Here is a 17,782-nt window from a genome sequence, read left to right as displayed (position 1 = left end):
CAGCTTCTCTCAGCTGTCAAAGCAGGCTGGTGCAGAACCGCCTGGCCGATGATCCGGTCCACATCGAACATTCAGAGGCCAGAATAAGAGCCTCCGACAAAGGGCTTACAAGGGGCAGTGAAATCCAGCGCTGAGCGATACGAAGACGTCTGGACGTTCATCATGCCGAGCACGGTGTGGAACAGGTTGTCGTGGCTCAGCGGTGACGTGGTTTGAGCTTTCAAACAACCCACGTTGACCTTTTCGCTCTTCGCGAGCGAGTCAGACATCCAAAGTACCAACGGCACCTTTGTTTGCTCGTCAGGAGCCATCGCGTAAGGCAGCCCGTGTAGATAGAGCCCACCCTCCCCCAGCGATTCGCCGTGGTCCGAAACGTACATCAGCGCAGTGTCGAACTTGGTGTTGGCCGCCAGGATATCGATGAGATTTGCAGTCACATAATCGGTGTAGAGGATTGAGTTGTCGTAGGCATTGACCACCTCCTCCTGCTTACATTTGTCGAGCTCGTTGGTCTCGCACACCGGTGCGAATTTCTTGAATTGCGAGGGGTAGCGCTTGTAGTAGGCCGGGCCGTGACTGCCTTTGTAGTGGAGCACCAGGACAGCATCGCCTTCCTGGCGCTTGATGAAGTCTTGCATCTCCGTGAGCAGCACCCCGTCCTTACACTCCTCGCTGGTGCACAGTTGGGAATCCGCGTGAGAGGCAGCCTTGTGGTTGGGAACCCTGTCGCAGACCCCTTTGCACCCCGAGTTGTTGTCAGTCCACATGACACTGATGCCAGCGCGTTGAAGCACGTCGAGCAGCCCTTCTCGGCTCTTGGCCAAGCCATCTTTGTACTGGGCCTTACCCACGTCCAGGAACATGCATGGCAGCGAGACCGCGGTAGCGGTACCGCAGGAGCTCACGTTCGTGAAGCTAATGACATTTCGCTTTTCTAGTTCCGGATTCGTTTCACGGGAGTAGCCGTTGAGGGAGAAGTTGGCGGAGCGAGCGGTCTCTCCTACTGCCAGTACCAGCAGCCTGGGTTTACGAGCCGCACCCTGTCGATTAACTACCGCATCAGTACCAATGGCCGTCAGCGTTTTAGGTGAGGCCAGCTGACGCTTCAGGTACCCATGGCCAGCCGCAAACAAGTTGGTAGGTACCAGAATCAGCCGGATCTCCCGATTGTTGCGCAGCAAGGAGGCATACGACTGGTACTGACTCAACGCGATGCCAGATAAGGTCAACAGAGCGAGCGACAGAGCAATGAACCTGCTGACCAAAGCTTTGGCCCAAGGCTTGCGCCGGAGGGGAACCCGGGCAATCAGGTAGACGGGCAACACCCCAACCATTGCGACCCAAAGACCGAGCTTCCAATTCAGCAGCTCGGTTGCCTCAGCGACGTCGGTCTCCACAACGTTGGTGAACATTGTGTAATCGATCACGATGCCGTAGGCATTCATGAAGTAACTCGCAAAAGACGCGCTGATCAGTACCAGGCACAGTATGGGTTTGGCCAGCCGCCCCCATGACAGCAAGCTCAGAACGGTAAACACCCATGCGAATACTATGACTGGGAGGCTAGCCGCTAGCTGCCAGTTCACTTCATCGGTTTTGAATACCAGCTTCCAGAGCACGTTCCAGAGCTCAGCGTTCGCGAATAGCAGTAACCAAAAAGTCACCAGGCCGATTAGCAAATTAGTACTGATGCCTTTCTGCCGCGCATTGCGAATAGCAAAGATCCATTTGCTTAACAGGGTGTGAACAATGGATTTGGAAGGTGTCATTATCAAACTCTGGAAGCTGCTTATCCATGGCGGTAGCTATGGAGTTAGCGGGAGCTACAAGGCAAACCGTCGACAGATGCTGAGCGATTGCGCAATGTGCGGAGCGTCAGAGGCCTTAGGCCCCTAGGCGTTGGGGACGCTTAGTATGTGTGAGGCATAGGGATAAAAAGAGAAATGAATCTCGCTGAGCGCATTATTTCCGGGACCTGATAACGACACGATGACCTCGGGATTACAATGCTGACAGAAATCCAATTACTGCTGTTTTGATTGTCATTGATCACGCTATGATCAAAATTAGGGGAATACTACCCACCAAAAGCAATGCTCCGCTCAGCTAGATAAATTTAATTTCACAAACAAAACGGTTTCGTTTTGTCGTAGGCTAATTTTGAACTTTCAATTCAACTTACAAGTCTTTCTCGCGAGCAGAACATAATTTTCAACTTTTGCTCGTTAATATGTCACCCATCAATGAGGGGCGAATACCATGAGCTTTTTCAAAAACATCCTGGGCGGGCACCATGGCCGTGGAAACCACGGTGGAGGCAAGCACCACAGCGGGGGACATGGGGCCGAGCAATATGATCGCCATGGCCGGCAGCAGGGCTGCGACGGCGGTAATCAGGTGTATGACGGCGGGCGCCCTCCCACTCCTGCCCCCATCAAAGATCTGCAGGGCTGCAGGCAGTGCCGGACGGCCAACGATCCGTCAGCACGCTTTTGTCTAAACTGCGGAACACCGCTATCGAGTGGTTGCACCGCCTGCGGCTCGCTGCTGAGTGCAGGAGCAAGATTTTGCAGTCAGTGTGGCCAAGCGACGCTCTAAGGCTAGGTAGACAGGAAGGCCAACGAGACCACAACCCTGCGCAAGGAGAAATACGTGGGTTCAAATCATGACCATGGCAGCGCTGCAGTACGCGAGGGGCATCAGAAGAAGCTAATCATGGCGCTCGGCTTGACTGGCAGCTTCATGATTGCAGAAGTGATCGGTGCGTGGATTACCGGCAGCCTGGCGCTGCTGTCGGACGCATCTCACATGTTCACAGATACTGCCGCCTTGGCGATCTCACTGATTGCACTTCAGATAGCCAAGCGGCCGGCGGATCAGAAAAGAACCTTCGGCTATGCGCGCCTGGAAATTCTGGCTTCGACGTTCAACGCCGTGCTGCTCTTCCTGGTGGCGATGTACATCTTGTATGAGGCCTACCAGCGCTTCTTCATGCCGGCGGAGATCGCTACCGGAGCGATGATGTGGATCGCAATCGCCGGCCTGATCATCAACCTAATTTCGATGCGCCTTCTGGCATCTGCGAGCAACGAAAGCCTCAACGTCAAAGGAGCCTACCTCGAAGTTTGGAGCGACATGCTCGGCTCGCTTGGCGTAATCATCGCGGCACTTATCATCCGCTTCACCGGCTGGACCTGGGTCGACACGATTGTCGCTGTGGCGATCGGCCTTTGGGTTCTGCCGCGGACGTGGCAGTTGCTTCGCGAAAGCCTGGGGATCCTCATGGAGGGTGTCCCGAGGGGGCTCGACGTTACGGCAATCGAGGCCACCATCCTCGGAGTAGATGGCGTGACGGACGTTCATGACTTGCACGTGTGGGCTGTCAGCAGTGGCAGTAACGTGATGACGTCGCACGTAGTGGTTCGGGATTCTGCAGATGGGGATGCTGTGTTGGCGGCCGTCGTGGATGCTGTCAGCGATGCATTCGAAATCCATCACTGCACCATCCAGATCGAGCGGGCAGCTTTCCACGAGAGCGTTCCCTCACCCTCGCACTGACCGATCGGTAAACACCATGCAAACACATCACCCTCCTGGCTGAGGGTGATGTTGCAAAAAAAATGCGGTGAGGGATGCCGTAAACGGCAGGAGCGCTTCAAGGGGGTTGGTGAATGGCTTCGCCTGCCCTCGTCAACAACCTCCAGAAGGCTCAGCGATGGCCTGGATCATCACGAAGTACCTACTCACTGCCGGTATAGTGATTCTCGTGTCAGAGCTGGCGAAACGCAGCGACAAGCTGGGCGGCTTGGTCGCCGCCCTACCCTTGGTCACGGTCGTGACGTTGGTCTGGCTCTATTTAGAGAACCAGAGCATGGAGAAGATCTCCAACCATGCTTGGTACACGTTCTGGTACGTGCTTCCGACCCTGCCGATGTTTATTGCTTTTCCATTGCTGCTACCTAAGCTCGGCTTTTGGCCGACACTGATCAGCAGCATCCTCATCACAATGGCCAGCTTCGGAGGCTTCGCCATACTGCTGCGCCGGTTCGGCATTGAGCTTCTATGATCCGGTGGCCGCAGGGATCATCTTGATGAGTCTTAACGGCTATTAACACACTCGCCCTTCACCAGGTAGCGAACCATGTGCAGTTCGCCTTTCGAGTCTTCGTAGGTCATCATGCTTCTTACATTACCGCAGTACCGCACATTGGGTGATACATACACCAACTTACCAACGTCCAGGTCCATGCCATAGGCGTAGTCTTCTAGTTGAGGCATGGGCTTTTTTACGCGTTGAGCATAATCCGCTGTAGCCTCTCTAGCAGTACGCTCGATGTGTTTATTGATCTCCATACCGCTTTGGGCATTGGCTGTTAGTGATGTAAAGAGCATAAACACGGCGATCGCTGATACAGTAGTGTTCATAAGAAGTCCCTTAATAAAAAAGCGCCCGTAGGGGGGCGCTAAAATTCACCTACCAAAGGAGCGTATGGTTTACAGGTGAATGCACTGGCGCGAACAACTGCTCGGTGCTCTTGCCAAGCTGCTTTGAAATGAGACAATTTCCAAAGCAGCGATGCCTCTTCCGCTGCCCTTAAACTAGCAAAGGAGGCTAACACCAAGATGATCGTGCAATTACAATTTGGACATGTAATAGATTGTAAGATAATTATTCGAGAGAATATCGAGCCGCCACGTGAACTAATTTGCAGAAAGGCGCTGCGGTTTGCGGCCGTGCATGGGGTCTGCCTGCGTGGCGCCCTCGATCCAAGGCCAGTACCAGTCCTTGCAAGCTAACGACCGAAATGCTGCCTGTCCTGGCCGATTCCACCTGCCAGGCGAATCTGTCATACACCGCCGCAGGCCCCAGAATCCGCTATGCTTAGGGGTGGAGCCTGCATGACTGTCAGAAATCTTGCGGCTACATTACAAATTTGTAGGATTTCGCCGCGGCCAGCTTCTTCGCGTTAAGATTCAAGCGTCCTCAGGTGACCCGGCGTATGGACAGAGGTAGCGACTACCACATGCCATACCCTCAGCCAAACTTTCGAACAGCCTGCAACCATAATCTTGGCGGATTAGGCCAACTCCTTCCTCACACCTTGAGATAAGTTATGCGCGTTCTAGTTGTGGAAGACGAAATTAAAACTGCCGAATATCTTCAGCAGGGCCTATCCGAAAGCGGGTATGTCGTAGATATCGTGCACAACGGTGTAGATGCTCTGCACTTGTTCAACACTAATGTCTATTCGTTGGTCCTCCTGGACGTGAACCTCCCGGGTATCGACGGCTGGGACCTGCTGGAAACCATCCGTAAGACCAGCCGGGTCCGCATCATCATGCTGACCGCCCGCGGACGCATCAATGACAAGCTCAAGGGCTTGGACGGCGGCGCGGATGACTACCTTGTGAAGCCATTCGAATTCCCTGAGCTGCTTGCTCGCATCCGTTCGCTGCAACGCCGTGGTGATGAGTTAGTCGAGAAGAGCTCGCTGAAAATTGCCGATCTGGAACTCGACTCCGTCCGCCATCGCGTCTTCCGCGGTGGCACACGCATCGATCTCACCACCAAGGAATTTGCGCTTCTGCACCTGCTCATGAGCCGAACGGGCGAAGCGCTGACTCGCTCTCAGATCATCTCGTTGGTCTGGGATATGAATTTCGATTGCGACACCAATGTCATCGATGTAGCCATCCGGCGCTTGCGCTCGAAGATCGATGACCCGTTTGAAACCAAGCTCATTCACACGCTTCGTGGCGTTGGGTACGTTTTTGAGGAACGCGCATGAGGCCATTCAGCCTGGCTGCAAAGCTGGGGTTAAAAGTTGGGTTGATGAGCGCAGCGTTGCTGCTTCTGTTCGCCACCTTTGGCTATCTGATGGTAGGCAAGGCTCTGGAAAGAAATGCCAGAGCAGACCTGGAAGTAAAGATGGCGGGGATGGCTCACAACCTGTCCACCATCCCGGACATCTCCGGCGTCAACGCGGATGCGCATCAGCTTGTCGATTTGGTCATGGGCCACAACAACCTGTATGTGAGCATATTCGATACCTCACAGAATCAGACTCCCCTGCTCTCGATTGGCTCGAAACAGGTCAATCTGGAGGTGCACAAGTTTCAGCCGGCGGCCCAGCCCAAAGAGCACGAATGGCGTGATACGCAGGACCGTCCTCTGCTGAGTGCTTCTCGAATCATGCGTTTGGGCGATGGAACAGAGGTCAGCGTCTATATGACCATGGACCAGTCATCCAGTGAGGCGCTGCTCGATGCGTTGCTGACCTGGGCCTTGATGATGTCCCCCGTCATCCTCGCACTGATCTTGGCCATTGGCTGGTGGACTGTGCGCAGAGGCCTGCTACCACTGACCAAGTTCCTCAAGATCGCCTCGAAAATCTCAACCGAGAGCCTCGACCATCGCCTTCCAACTGATGGGATGCCGGCAGAACTCAAAATGCTCGCCGACGGCATCAACATCATGCTGGCTCGCCTGGATGATGGGGTTCAGCAGCTCTCGCAGTTTTCTGACGACCTTGCTCACGAACTTCGAGCACCGCTTTCCAACCTGATGGGCAAGGCCCAGGTTGCCTTGACCAGAGAACGATCGCTTTCCGAGTACCGGGAGGTTCTGGAGTCGTGCACAGAAGAGCTGGACCGCATGAGCCGCATGGTTTCCGACATGCTGTTCTTGGCCCAGGTCAGTCATCCAGCATCAATGGTGGAGTTCGAATCCGTCTCCTTGGTCGACGAGGTTCAGCGAGTGTGCGATCTCTTCAGCATTTCAGCAGAAGAAGGCGAGATTCAGCTGCAGATCTCCGGCAGTGATGACGTGGTGCGCGGGAATCGCCTGATGGTTCAACGTGCCGTCTCGAATCTGGTCTCGAACGCGATCCGTTACTGCCCTCGCGGCCGCACGGTCTACGTTAAGGTGCAGCATAGTGCGAGCGGTACGACGTTGAGTGTCGGCAACCCCGGCCGTGGTATTGCCAAGGAACACCACGCGCACTTGTTTGAGCGGTTCTACCGTGTGGACAAGAGCCGAGCACGGAGCGAAGGCGGTACCGGTCTTGGCTTGGCCATTGTGCAGTCGATCATGAGTCTGCACCAGGGATCGGCGAGCGTGGAGGTGACCGAAGAAAACTTCACCTGGTTCCACCTTCACTTTCCGGAAGCCCAGCAAATGCAGCCGGCAATGACCGCCGCTTAAATTGCGCAGACACGATTAGGCCCGTCAATCGACGGGCCTTTTGTTTGCCTCAATGCATCAGTGCCGAAGGACCACAGGGTCCATGGGCGACCGCAGAATCACCGACTTAATAATCTTCTGTTCGTCAGGATTGGCGTTTTTCCACAGGTGTGAGAAGTACTGAGCATTCACTTTCTCTTGAGCACTTACGCTGCCGGCGGCATCGATCAGGCGCATGGTCGAGTAGACACAGATCAGCGCCAGAATGAAGAACGCCGTGGCGACCACCATCACATAACGCTTGGCCAGCACCGGTGCCCGCTTGAGCTCCTGGATAGAGGCGTCCGCCGCCTTTGTCGCTGCTGTAAGCTCCGAGATCAGTGGCTGGATGGCGGTGTCGACTCCGCGGCATGCAGCTGAATACGCTGATGCAGCGGCGCGCAAGGCAACCTCCTCCGCGTTCGACCAAGCCTTCTCCGCCTTTCGCACCTCCTCCTGAATCTGCCGGCCGACAGCGTCCACCTGCTCCACCAGTTCGTTCGACCTCTCCAGAACAGCGCTGGAGGTGCGCGTCTGCGAGGTCAGCTCATCGAGCTGGACAGTGAGTTTTTCAGTGCAGCGGCGAAAGTCACCGATAGCAACTGCCCAGGGCTCTATGTCATTCATGGCTATCTCCTAGGGCGGCCAACAACGCCGCGCTGAATTAACGCGCTAGATATCAAAATTGTAATTTAAGAGAAAATTCGAAGTCGCCCTCGACAGTGCCGAGATAGACATGATCCTTCCAGATTTGAAGATTTAACGCATCCTATCTGCAGCCAAAATTACGGAATTGTAATTATTGACTCACCTTGTCGTTAGCTTCGCGTTCCTAAACTACAAACCAACAAAGGCCGCTAATCAGGTTGGCCTAGTATGAACCGAGGTTCACAATGAAATTTGTCAAATCTATCGCTATTGGCAGCCTGCTGCTGGGTCTCATGGGTACCGCTTACGCTGAAGGCGGCTTCGAGCGAACGAAACAGTTCAACGAGAACTTCCGAACCGAACAGGCTCGCCTATGGAGCGATGACTCTTCGGACCAGAACAAACAACAAGTCGCTCAAGAGCAAAAGAAAGAAAGCAAGGATGGTAAGGAACAAGCCGACAATTAATCGGCGGTTAAATAGGACTTCAAATGACGAAAGAAATCGACAAAAAAGCCAGGGTAAAACCTGGCTTTTTTGTGCTTGGAATTTAGCCTTCGTTCTTGCGAGGCGTTTCCGCATTGCTTTCTCCGGCCAGACCCTCGGCACCTTGTGCGGGGCGTTTCCAATGGCACAGCAGGAGCTGGCTGGCGTTCGCTTCGGTGATCGATGTGCAAGCTAGATCAGCGGGCAGACCATCCTTGCTGTCTCGCAAGCGCCTGGACAGATAGAACGAGCCATCCCGCGGCCACTTGGCAGGATCCTTGATGTTCTCGGACTTCCCGCTGCTGTAAAACTCCGACGAGTATGAGCGGCGGCCAGGATAGATCAGGGGAGCGGAATGAGCAGACTGCACATTGAGCCAGGCTTGAACCACATCCCGCTGATTCTGAGGGCGCTCCTCTAGTACCCCGGCGTAGATGATGCCCGCACCGATGATTGGCAACACCAATGCGCTCGCAGCGGCAGCCCAGGTGGTCTTCGGGCCAACTTCGCTGACCCGTGCAGACAGCAGCAATGCCCACGCTGGCAGCGCGGGTAGCAGGTAGGTCCACAGAATGTTGCCTGCAAATGTGAAGAAGACCGGTGTCGCCAAGGCCCACAGCCAGAGGTAGGCTTTGAAGCGCTGCATCGATCCACGCTTGCGGATCAACAGTGGTAGAAACAAGGCCCATGGCAGTAGCGACAATCCGAGCTGGATCCAGATGCTGCCGTACGGCTTGGCATGAGCACTACCATAGAGGTCCCCTGCCCAGTTACTGACGACGTAGCGGCTCCAGTGCTCACCAACGAAGAAGTACTCCATGAAGCCGGGCGTTTTCATCTCGGCCGCGACATACCATGGCACGGATATACCGAACATGAGTACAAGGCCGCTAATCCAGGGAAGCCTCAGTACCCGTCCCCATTCCTTGTAGATAACGAACCAGGCGAATGCCGGCGCCCCCATAAGCACCAGGGTCAGCGGCCCTTTGGCAAGCAAGCCCAGCCCGAGACCTGCGAACATCAGGTAGGCATCCGCCTTGCTGGCGCACTTCATCCAACGCCAGAAACCGTAGCTGGCCAGCAGAATCGAGAACGACAAAACAGGGTCAGTCAGCACAACACCGCTGGAGACCAGGCCAAGTGTGGTGCTGGAAAAAATAATGGCAGCCCAGATGCCGGCGTTACGAGAAATCTGCTGCGTGCCGAGTTTGATGATGATGAAACAGCTTGCCAGGTGGAGTAGCCACGCTGGGAAGCGCGCAGCGAACTCGTTAACGCCGAAGACCGTCATGCTCGCGGCCTGGGTCCAGAAGGACAACGGAGGCTTGCCCCAGAACGGTACCCCGTAGTCGAACATGGGCGTGATCCAGTCATTCAACTCGACCATCTTGCGAGCCATTTCAGCGTAACGGGCCTCAGATGTGTCCATCAGCGGGTAGATGCCCAGCCCCACCAAACGCAATAGCAAAATCGAACCCAGGACCCACCACAGCGTCCTCTCGTTCTTCAGGTTCAGCATTTCTTACCCTCGATCGAAGCCATCGAAGGGTGGAGTGACACGGGATCTGCCTTGTTGCTGTGCTTCAGGAAATAGAGAGGCCGGCGCTTCACTTCCGCGAGTGTCACGCCCAGGTACTCCCCCACCATGGCGACACCGACGCACATGAATGAAGCCATTCCGACGATCAGGTGATGGATGTCGAAACTGCCTGCCACAAGCGACGCAAGCATGTAGCAGATGCTGGAGACGAAAAGACCGAAACTGATGAGGCTGAAAATGCGCAGTGGTTTGCGAGAGAAGCTGACGATGCTCTCGATGGCCAGATTGAACAGGCCAGCTGCATTCCATTTGGTGCTCCCGGCATGGCGAACAGTGCGATTGTAGGGCAGTTCGATGGTACGAAAGCCTACCCAGCCGATCATGCCTTTGAGAATCCTGGAGCGTTCATCCAGGGCCCGCAGGGCTGCCAGCGGCGCAGGCCCAATCAATCGGAAATCGCTGACATCGGCCGGCATGTCCACCTTCTCCACCAGGCGCTGCATGACCCAGTAGTAAGCCCGGGCACTCATGCGCTTGAACCACGAATCACCGATTCTCAGGTTGCGCTGCATGTTCACCACGTCGTAGCCGCGTTGCCAGTAGTCCACCATGGCCGCGATGAGCTCTGGTGGATCCTGCAGGTCGACATCAATGAAGATCAGCGCACTGCCACGGGCATGGTCTATCCCGGCGCTCAGTGCAGCCTCTTTGCCGAAGTTGCGACTCAGGGACAGGCAACGTACAGATGACCCATCCTGATAGTGGCGAAGAATGTCGGCCGTCCGGTCATTACTGCCGTCGTCGACATAGAGGATTTCGCAGGAGACGGGTAAGCGCTTCACCACGCGGGTGATTCGCTGGTGGAACTCGGGGATGGTTTCCTCTTCCTGGAAGCAAGGGACCACGATGGTTAACAAGGGATCAGGGCGCTCGGGAAAGCGATGTAATGTCTGCATGATTGAATGTCCAAAAACGATGTGCAATGAATCCAAGTGCAGTGAGGCTTAAGGTCACTACGACTTGGGAGATGAGCGGTGACAGATTCGACTTGATGAGGAACCACATACCCACGCCATTGCCGAAGTTTGTGGTTAACGCGACCAGTGCAAACCTGACAGGCTGAAACTTACGAGAGCCATCTGCCACAAAACAGAGCGCCCTATTTCCAATGAAGCTCGCGATTGCGCCAACCATGCCGCCACAGATACTGGCCAGTAACGGAGTAACGAATTCTGTCGTAACCAGCAATAGGAACACCGCATAATGGACTCCCGTTGCTATGAAGCCGATCCCCAGATAACGAATCAGTAAGGTAGTAAGAGGTGGGGTTTGATTTTCCATGCCCAAAGCCTATGGAGGCAAAGGTGAAAAAATAGTGAACTAAATGTAAATGCGTAATTAGCCGAATCTATATATGGTAAGTAACAAGTCGGCGCACTAGGCTAGCACGCTACAATATCAGAGGGATTGCCTGAAAATTACGCTTTCGAAATAAAAGCCTTCCGATAACGCATGCATGACCCGTGGATTACAATGTTGACAAGATAAGGAAACACCGGGTGGCATTGAGATAGATTCCCCGAATTAAGGGGGACCTAATGGTTACACAAAATGAAACATATACAAGCACCGTTGTTCCTTACAGCCCTGACATATTGGATGATTTGCCAATTGATGATCAGCTGGCCGTAGAGTTTTTCGCAACAGCACGTTGTGCCAGTTTCAAACAGGCTGCCCGAGGGCTCAATGTGCCAGTGGTAGGCCTGCGGAAACGCTTGGAGAAACTGGAAGAGCACATTGGTGCTCCCGTGTTTGTCTACAAACACAACAAGCTTGCCCTGACCCGCACAGGCGAGAGGGTCAGCCATTACCTGTGCCAGCTCTTCGGCCCAGACGGCCTTGGCAAGTCCGGTGAAAAGGAAGTCCCCAGGCTTACCATCGCGATCACAGAGCCAGTGCTGAACGACATCGTAAACCGCGATCTAGTCGCCTACGTGCGTGATCATGCCGAAATGCAGCTGGAAATCCATTCAGAATGCACAACGCAGATGCTTTCTGAGTGTGAAGTCGATGTGGGTATCGCTTTGGTGAGCCCAGATGATAAAGGCGCGCTTGATCGCCATCCTACGTATAGGTTTGAACGGCTTGGCCGGATTGGGCACGCCCTGTTCATTTCCAGCCGCTATTCAAGAAGCGTCACCCTTCCAGTGGAGAGCTTGGATTTGCACAACTTCATGCTCGTTGTCCCTTGGGATGAAGAGATCTTGGCGGGCTCACGAAAGTGGGCATCGATAATGGCTGAGCATCAGGGCGGTACCACTCGGGTCAAGAGCTACAACCTATCACGAGGCCTTGTCGTTGGCGGTGCGTGTATTGGAGTGCTGCCCGACTACAGCCGAAAACTGGAGAGAAATATCCTACCCGTGCCGGGTTTCCTGGACGACCTGGAGGAGAAAGATGTCTATCTTGTTATCAAAACGAAGCTTGTCCGCAATCCGCAGGTTTTGGAAATTCGAAGATTGATCAAGAAGAGCTTCTTTGATAAGAAGGACTGGCTTGTTCGGTAACAGTTTTGTTAGGTTTGAAACTCCTCCGTTAACACTACAGAAACACAACTGTCATATTCGCTTGCAACCTAGTCAGAGTGCTTAGAACAAAGGCATCTTGTTACAGCAGGTGACAACCGTGGCCTGCTCCCATCTGCAAGATAAATTTAGGCCGGCGCAGGGCGAAATATAACGTCGGTAGCTAAGCACTTAACATACGAGAGGCAAGCAATGATCCGTTCTTCGAACATGCGGGAAAAGCTGTTGGCTGCCGCAATAATAGGCACATTTTCCTCGCAAGCATTCTCCGGAACAGTAACCACTGACGGAGCTGACATCGTTCTGAAGACCAAGGGCGGTCTTGAAGTATCGACTTCTGACAAGGAATTCAGTTTCAAACTGGGCGGCCGAGTTCAGGCCGACTACGGCCGTTTCGATGGTGTCTTCACCAAGAATGGCGATACCGCTGACGCAGGCTACTTCCGTCGCGCCTACCTTGAGCTCGGTGGCGTGCTGTACCGCGACTGGAAGTATCAGCTCAACTACGACCTTTCCCGCAACACGGGCAACGACTCCGACGGCTACTTCGACGAAGCCAGCCTGACCTACACGGGTTTCAAGCCGGTGCAACTGCGCTTTGGCCGTTTCTACACCGACTTCGGTCTTGAGAAAGCCACCAGTTCGAAGTGGACCACCGCCATGGAGCGGAACCTCTCGTACGACCTGGCGGACTGGATCAACGACAACGCCGGCATGGGTGTTCAAGCCACCAGCACCATCGCTGACATGGCTTATGTTTCCGGTAGCGTTTTCAGCGAAACCAATAACAACTCGGATGGCGACAGCACCAAGCGCTACAACGTACGTGGCGTGTTCGCACCGCTGCACAGTGATGGCAACGTCCTGCACGTCGGTGCTCAGTACGCTTACCGCGACCTCAAAAACAGTGCGGTCGATACCCGGATTCGTTCGCGTCTGGGCGTCCGCGGTGTAGATACCAATGGCGGCGGCGATGCCGGCACCAACGGCAACCGCATGCTGTTTGGCGGTGCTGCTGCACAAGATGGCCTGTGGAAGGACGACTCGGTCTGGGGTCTCGAAGGTGCCTGGGCCACCGGCCCGTTCTCGGTTCAAGCGGAATACCTTCGCCGCAAGCTGAAAGCTGACCAGGCCAACAACGACATGAAGGCCTCCGGTTACTACGCCCAGATGGCTTACACCCTGACCGGCGAGCCGCGTATCTACAAGCTCGATGGTGCCAAGTTCGACACTATCAAACCAGAGAACAAGGAACTGGGGGCCTGGGAAGTCTTCTACCGCTTTGACGATATCAAGGTCGAAGACGGCAACCTGGTCACCGCGGCGGACCAATCGAACGAGCGCAAGGCCAAGAGCCACACGGTGGGTGTGAACTGGTACGTCAACGAGGCGGTGAAAGTCAGTGCCAACTACATCAACGTGCGCACCGACAACAACGAGAACACCGTGGGCGACGACAGCGGCAATGCCATCGTGACCCGCCTGCAATACGTCTTCTGATCCCTCTCATCAGTCTGACGTGAGAAAGCCGGAAGCGCTCAACGTGCTTCCGGCTTTCCTGTTTCTGGAGGTGATCAAGCATGGAGCGCCCTCCTCCTACCTGCTTTCGCTTACCGATGACCGCTCTTGCCAAAGCTCGGCGAATCTGATGTGATTGCCGCGTCGGGCTTTGCATGGTGGCCGTGCAAGCAAATCAAACCTGACTCCTATTCATGATTGAACCTGATTCGACGTCCAGCTTCGCGTCTAACGGCCCTACAAGCGCAGCTACCCCAACGTCGCTCATTAGGGGATAGTCATGCCTGCAAAAAAGCTGCTTCAACCTCTCGCTGCTCAGCTGCACGCCTCGTTCTCGGCTTCTGGCCGCCCGTACTCTCATCTGCACCTCCACCAGCTGTTCCACGCGGCCATCGGCTCCGTTGCACCGCAAGTTGCCATCCAAGACAAGCTGCCAATTCAGGTCTGTCGTGACAACGAGACACGGCAGTACAACCTCTACGCGGCGGTCGAGCGGGCGAAAACGTGCTTAGGATTGACCGATCTTCAAGCAGTCGGTGTGGCTGAAGAAGTCATTGAGGTGCTACGAACTGCGGGAATCGGCGTGAACCAGGTTCGCCTGCTCCTTGACCCCTCCTTCAGCTCGAAGACTCGCAAAAAGGCCTTCAAGGCTCTCTGCAAGAACCTGGATCTGAACGAGCTAGGCGATCGCTTCGTCCCCAAGACTGCCACGTTGGCCATCGCTGCTGGTATTGCGCCGCCTCCCAAAATGTCGTGGAAGGATCGCTTCGCCCTGGCTGCAAATTCCCCCATGCGGGGGCCAAGCGAGCTCATCAGCATGGTCAACCGGGATGAGTGTTATCTGTGGGTATTCCCACCGACTGACCATCATGCGACGGCTCCAGCGACGCATGACCGTTTCTTTGGTGAAAAGACCCACCCGAGCGCAGAAATGGGCATGGGGTTCAGCATCATCGATTCCGGCTGGACCCGCCCCAAGTACCCGCTATCCAGGCAGTCACAAGAGACCTTCATCCAGTATTCGCTTTCTGCGCCGATGTGGTCCTGGCGCGCACAAAGTGACACCTGGCGCCTGGGAAACATCCTGCGTTCAAGAATCCTTGACGGGGCTCCTTGGCATAACGAGCCTCTGAGTGACGTGCTTCCGAGCGGCCTTAAATCCCTGCCCCGGATCTATGGGTGCGAAACCTGCCGAACGCTGTTCATTGAGAATCACAGCGACTACCCGGATGTACCCACTCAGTGCCAATGCGGTGAGGCGAGCAGCACGGGTGACCAAAACGAGTCATCTGCTCTCAATAGCTGATTTTCCTTACGGTGGCGGGCTGAGCCCCCCGTTAGGGATTGGCTATGGGAGCGGGATTCGCTCACCCCAAACCTGAAGGCGCCGCCACCTAACCGAGCGATATGAGCTGAATGCTCGCGGAGTAGATATGCAAAAGAGTAAAAACAAACAGGACACCCTGGCGGCGATCAATGCGCTTGTCGAGATTGCGTATGATCAGGGATTTGCGGACGGACACGGAGTCGGCAATCAAGTCGGTTTCGTAGCCGGTGTCATGAGCCTCAAAGCTGCATTGGCCTGCGGCTTACGGCATGGCTCACCTGAGTGCGGAAAGGCCCTTGAAAGCCTCAAGCGCATCGGGATCGACGAGTGAGAGAAAAGTACGGGTCGTGCGCTGATCGCGCACGACCCGTACTTCTACTTCAGGTCATTTCCCTGCTTAGCTTCATGATTGAAGCTCAGGGATCAGGTGCTTCTGCGGTAGGCCAACAGGCGCAAGGCGTTGAAGACGACCAACAGTGTGGAGCCCTCATGGATCGCAACAGCGGCACCAATGCTCAAGCCCATGATGGTGGACGGAACCAGGATGGCCACAATCCCCAAGCTGACGAACAGATTCTGGTGGATGATCGATCGCGTGTGACGGCTCAGCCCCACCGCAAATGGGAGTTGCCTGATGTCGTCAGCCATAAGCGCGATATCAGCCGTTTCCAGGGCAACATCAGATCCAGCAGCCCCCATTGCGATACCAACGCTCGAACTGGCCATGGCAGGGGCATCATTGACGCCGTCACCCACCATGGCCACCTTGGCGCTAAGGCGCAGGTTTTTGATGGCCTTGACCTTGTCTTCCGGCATCAGGTCTCCCCACGCTTCATCTAAGCCAACTTGTTTGGCTACAGCCTCTGCAACGCGGTTGTGGTCTCCAGAAATCATGACCATGCGTTCGATGCCCATCTCTCTAAGCTTCTGGAGTGCCTCTTTGGCCCCCTCCCGGGGTGTGTCCAATAGCCCGATAGCGCCCAGATCCTTGTCAGCACGCCGTACCACCATGGTGGTACGGCCTGACTGACGTAGACGCTCCGCAGCCTCCAGGGCTGCCTTGCTGAGTGCGGGAATACCATTGGTACCGAACATCTCGACCTTGCCAATCCAGACGAACTGCCCATCAAGCTCAGCACGCACGCCGCGGCCAATCATGTTGCTCATGTTCTTGGCTTGGAATCGGCACCGTGTGCCAATCATCTCTTCACCGTCACGCACAATTGCCGCAGCCAGCGGATGGTCGCTCATCGACTCCACAGCGATGGCGACGTTTAGCAGATCCTCGATCTGCGTGCCGCCTATGGGTATTACATCGGTGATACGTGGGCGCCCTTCGGTCAGGGTACCGGTCTTGTCGAATGCCATGGCATTCAATGATCCAAGCTCTTCAAGTGGCGCACCGCCCTTGATCAGCACGCCACCTCGGGCTGCCCTGGCGATGCCAGAGAGAATGGCGCTTGGTGTAGCGATCGCGAGCGCGCAGGGGCTGGCTGCAACCAGTACGGCCATCGCCCGGTAGAACGAGTCACGGAACGGCTCGTCAAGGAAAATGCCGGCAAATAGCAGCCCGACTACCAGCAGTAAAACCAACGGGACGAATATGCGTTGGAAGCGGTCCGTGAATCGCTGGGTCGGTGACTTCCTGACTTCGGCTTCACTGACCATCTTGATGACCCGCGCCAAGGTACTCTCCGTAGAGCGCCGGGTTACCTCAACCTCGATGAGCGTTTCGCCATTGATGGTACCGGCGAAGACTTTCGAGGCTGCATCCACTGCATCTGGCTTGCTGCGTGCGAGTTCGGCATCAGGAACAGGTTGCTTGTCCACGGGGACGCTCTCACCGGTTACTGGCGCCTGGTTGATACTTGAGGAGCCTACGACTACAAAACCATCGGCCGGCAGGCGGTCATTGGGGCGCACGATGACAACGTCACCGGGAACCAGCAGCTCCACGGGCATCTCCACCGTGCCATTTGCTCTGCGTACGATCGCGGTGGCTGGTGCGAGCTTGGACAGTGCCTCAATCGCTTTCTTGGCCCGCCCCATCGCGTAGCTTTCAAGGGAATGCCCCAGACTGAACAGGAACAGCAGCAGAGCCCCCTCCGCCCAGGCGCCGATGCTCGCGGCACCGACTGCGGCGAGAAGCATCAGCGAGTCGATCTCGAAGCGTTTCTGACGGATGTTGGTAACCGCTTCCTTAGTGGTGAACCATCCACCGAACACGTAGGCCGACACGTACAGAATCAGAGGCAGACGATCAATCAGGCCAAGTTTTCCTGCGAGAGCTCCGGCACCCAGGAGAGCACCACAGATCAGCGCGAAAATCAGCTCTGTGTTCATTCCAAAAATGCCGCCATGCTCATGGCTATGACCTTCATGCCCGGCTTGGTCATCAGGGCGTTCAAGCAAACTCTTCATAACTCGTCCCTTCTGGGGTCAAGGCTTCCAATTGCC

The 17,782-nt window shown here is 55.3% G+C and carries 17 protein-coding genes; 10 read left to right on the top strand and 7 right to left on the bottom strand.

All coding sequences use genetic code 11. From position 1 onward, the window contains the following. Positions 1–71: 71 nt before the first annotated feature. Positions 72–1,769 (bottom strand): phosphoethanolamine transferase, encoded by a 1,698-nt coding sequence (locus ACW4TB_RS11275; protein WP_003298414.1) that lies wholly within the window; start codon positions 1,767–1,769, stop codon positions 72–74. 490 nt (positions 1,770–2,259) lie between these two features. Between ACW4TB_RS11275 and ACW4TB_RS11270 the strand changes: the two genes are divergently transcribed. The 3 genes from ACW4TB_RS11270 (at position 2,260) to ACW4TB_RS11260 (ending at position 4,066) form a co-directional block, all read left to right on the top strand. Beyond that, positions 2,260–2,598 (top strand): zinc ribbon domain-containing protein, encoded by a 339-nt coding sequence (locus ACW4TB_RS11270; RefSeq protein WP_079732563.1) that lies wholly within the window; start codon positions 2,260–2,262, stop codon positions 2,596–2,598. Positions 2,599–2,652: 54 nt separating this feature from the next. Then, positions 2,653–3,558: a cation diffusion facilitator family transporter gene (locus tag ACW4TB_RS11265; protein WP_010951438.1), complete on the top strand. Its 906-nt coding sequence runs from the start codon at positions 2,653–2,655 to the stop codon at positions 3,556–3,558. Positions 3,559–3,715: 157 nt separating this feature from the next. Next, the gene (locus ACW4TB_RS11260) at positions 3,716–4,066 is read left to right on the top strand and encodes a DUF3147 family protein (RefSeq protein WP_011953105.1); all 351 of its coding nucleotides are present in this window, start codon (positions 3,716–3,718) and stop codon (positions 4,064–4,066) included. A 32-nt stretch (positions 4,067–4,098) separates the two neighbouring features. Here ACW4TB_RS11260 and ACW4TB_RS11255 read toward each other — a convergent pair whose 3' ends face one another. Beyond that, positions 4,099–4,425, bottom strand: a complete 327-nt coding sequence (locus ACW4TB_RS11255) for a DUF2790 domain-containing protein (RefSeq protein ID WP_010951440.1) — start codon at positions 4,423–4,425, stop codon at positions 4,099–4,101. 689 nt (positions 4,426–5,114) lie between these two features. On the opposite strand from ACW4TB_RS11255, the gene ACW4TB_RS11250 reads away from it, so the two are divergent. Continuing rightward, a complete protein-coding gene (locus tag ACW4TB_RS11250) occupies positions 5,115–5,789 on the top strand; it encodes a heavy metal response regulator transcription factor (protein ID WP_003253457.1) in 675 nt (224 codons plus the stop codon). Next, a complete protein-coding gene (locus ACW4TB_RS11245; RefSeq protein ID WP_010951441.1) occupies positions 5,786–7,204 on the top strand; it encodes a heavy metal sensor histidine kinase in 1,419 nt (472 codons plus the stop codon). The genes ACW4TB_RS11250 and ACW4TB_RS11245 overlap by 4 nt, the downstream gene beginning before the upstream one ends. Positions 7,205–7,261: 57 nt before the next feature. Here the strand turns inward: ACW4TB_RS11245 and ACW4TB_RS11240 are convergent, their stop codons facing one another. Beyond that, complete coding sequence (locus ACW4TB_RS11240) at positions 7,262–7,849, bottom strand: hypothetical protein (protein ID WP_010951442.1); 588 nt, start codon at positions 7,847–7,849, stop codon at positions 7,262–7,264. 266 nt (positions 7,850–8,115) lie between these two features. Between ACW4TB_RS11240 and ACW4TB_RS11235 the strand changes: the two genes are divergently transcribed. Continuing rightward, entirely contained in the window at positions 8,116–8,337 is a 222-nt protein-coding gene (locus ACW4TB_RS11235; RefSeq protein WP_010951443.1) for a hypothetical protein, read from the top strand. Positions 8,338–8,419: 82 nt separating this feature from the next. On the opposite strand, the gene ACW4TB_RS11230 is transcribed toward ACW4TB_RS11235, so the two are convergent. Genes ACW4TB_RS11230 through ACW4TB_RS11220 form a run of 3 tightly spaced genes read right to left on the bottom strand, consistent with a single transcriptional unit; the run spans position 8,420 to position 11,236 of the window. Continuing rightward, positions 8,420–9,874 carry a phospholipid carrier-dependent glycosyltransferase gene (locus ACW4TB_RS11230; protein WP_010951444.1) on the bottom strand — a complete coding sequence of 485 codons (1,455 nt, stop codon included), beginning with the start codon at positions 9,872–9,874 and terminating at the stop codon, positions 8,420–8,422. Further along, the gene (locus ACW4TB_RS11225; protein ID WP_010951445.1) at positions 9,868–10,851 is read right to left on the bottom strand and encodes a glycosyltransferase family 2 protein; all 984 of its coding nucleotides are present in this window, start codon (positions 10,849–10,851) and stop codon (positions 9,868–9,870) included. Before ACW4TB_RS11225 ends, ACW4TB_RS11230 begins: the two co-directional genes overlap by 7 nt. Then, the gene (locus ACW4TB_RS11220) at positions 10,817–11,236 is read right to left on the bottom strand and encodes a GtrA family protein (protein WP_010951446.1); all 420 of its coding nucleotides are present in this window, start codon (positions 11,234–11,236) and stop codon (positions 10,817–10,819) included. Before ACW4TB_RS11220 ends, ACW4TB_RS11225 begins: the two co-directional genes overlap by 35 nt. A 257-nt stretch (positions 11,237–11,493) precedes the next feature. Here ACW4TB_RS11220 and ACW4TB_RS11215 point away from each other — a divergent pair, with 257 nt between their 5' ends. The 4 genes from ACW4TB_RS11215 (at position 11,494) to ACW4TB_RS11200 (ending at position 15,656) form a co-directional block, all read left to right on the top strand. Next, a complete protein-coding gene (locus ACW4TB_RS11215; protein ID WP_010951447.1) occupies positions 11,494–12,462 on the top strand; it encodes a LysR family transcriptional regulator in 969 nt (322 codons plus the stop codon). A 210-nt stretch (positions 12,463–12,672) separates the two neighbouring features. Beyond that, positions 12,673–13,980: an OprO/OprP family phosphate-selective porin gene (locus ACW4TB_RS11210; protein ID WP_009395904.1), complete on the top strand. Its 1,308-nt coding sequence runs from the start codon at positions 12,673–12,675 to the stop codon at positions 13,978–13,980. Between the two features lie 298 nt (positions 13,981–14,278). Beyond that, positions 14,279–15,304: a hypothetical protein gene (locus ACW4TB_RS11205; RefSeq protein ID WP_010951450.1), complete on the top strand. Its 1,026-nt coding sequence runs from the start codon at positions 14,279–14,281 to the stop codon at positions 15,302–15,304. 127 nt (positions 15,305–15,431) lie between these two features. Then, a complete protein-coding gene (locus ACW4TB_RS11200) occupies positions 15,432–15,656 on the top strand; it encodes a hypothetical protein (RefSeq protein WP_010951451.1) in 225 nt (74 codons plus the stop codon). Between the two features lie 92 nt (positions 15,657–15,748). Here ACW4TB_RS11200 and ACW4TB_RS11195 read toward each other — a convergent pair whose 3' ends face one another. Next, positions 15,749–17,746, bottom strand: a complete 1,998-nt coding sequence (locus ACW4TB_RS11195) for a heavy metal translocating P-type ATPase (RefSeq protein ID WP_041476521.1) — start codon at positions 17,744–17,746, stop codon at positions 15,749–15,751. Positions 17,747–17,782 lie beyond the last annotated feature (36 nt).

Source organism: Lelliottia jeotgali (genome assembly GCF_977070485.1).
Note: the sequence above shows the minus strand (reverse complement) of the source record. Positions and strands in the feature narration are given on the sequence as shown.